General features: G+C 35.5%; 1 protein-coding gene. It reads left to right on the forward strand.

The window, feature by feature from the left end; all coding sequences use genetic code 11:
• Positions 1-91 precede the first annotated feature (91 nt).
• A partial coding sequence (locus ACEWB7_RS17265; protein ID WP_411581002.1) for an IS982 family transposase occupies positions 92-954 on the forward strand: 863 nt, incomplete at its 3' end.

Below are 954 nucleotides of genomic sequence, written 5' to 3' on the forward strand. Positions count from 1 at the left end.
ACCCGAATCGCGGATAAAAAATTGACTTGAAAAATAAGAGGACTAGAGCCATCAGTTGAGTTACCACACAAAACTTAAAACTCTAGTCCCGATGTTTAATAGTACCGAATTATTTTGCGTAATTGATGATTTCTTTCTTAAATTTGAAGCAACCTACTGGAATTTCCTTAAACAAAGTCGTCGTTTCTCCAGAGTCCGAACCGCTCACTTGAGTATCTCAGAAATCACTTTTATCGCGATCTGGTATAAATGTTCTCATTTCACTAATTTCAAAGCATTTTTCACATGGTTGAAACAGGATAAAAATCATTTATTTAAAAGCTTACCCTGTTACCAACGGATGATTCATCTGATTAATAGACATCAATTAGCTCTACACGCTTTACATGTGGCGCTAATGAAAGGCCAAGGTACACAATATTTATGGATTGATTCAACAACTCTGCCAGTTTGTAAAAATCAACGTATTCAACGCCATAAATCATTAGTCCAAATTGCATCACGTGGTAGAAGCTCAATGGGCTGGTTTTATGGCTGTAAATTACATATTGTGATGAATCAATTTGGTGAAATTGCTTGTTCTGCTTTATCCAATGGACATTTGGCTGATATCAAAATGGTTGAGAGACTCGTTAAAGAGATGGAAGCAAAGTTGTATGGAGATCGTGGCTATATTAGTCAAGAACTGAAGAGTAGGTTGAAAGAGCAAGGTATTGATTTAATTACCTATCATCGAAAAAATATGCAGGCTATACAACTTTCTGAGTCAGATAAATATCACTTAAAACAGCGCAATAAGATAGAGACTTTATTCAGTTTATTGAAAGGTCAGTACAATTTAGTGACAAGCAAAGCACGTAGTGTTCATGGATTTCTAGGAGGGATTTACGCGTCCTTGTGTGCATATCAACTGATCCATAAAAATAAGCCAACAATTCAAATTATGAAGTCATC

Origin of the sequence: Acinetobacter sp. NIOH-H-8 (assembly GCF_046635365.1) — a bacterium.
Lineage (GTDB): Bacteria > Pseudomonadota > Gammaproteobacteria > Pseudomonadales > Moraxellaceae > Acinetobacter.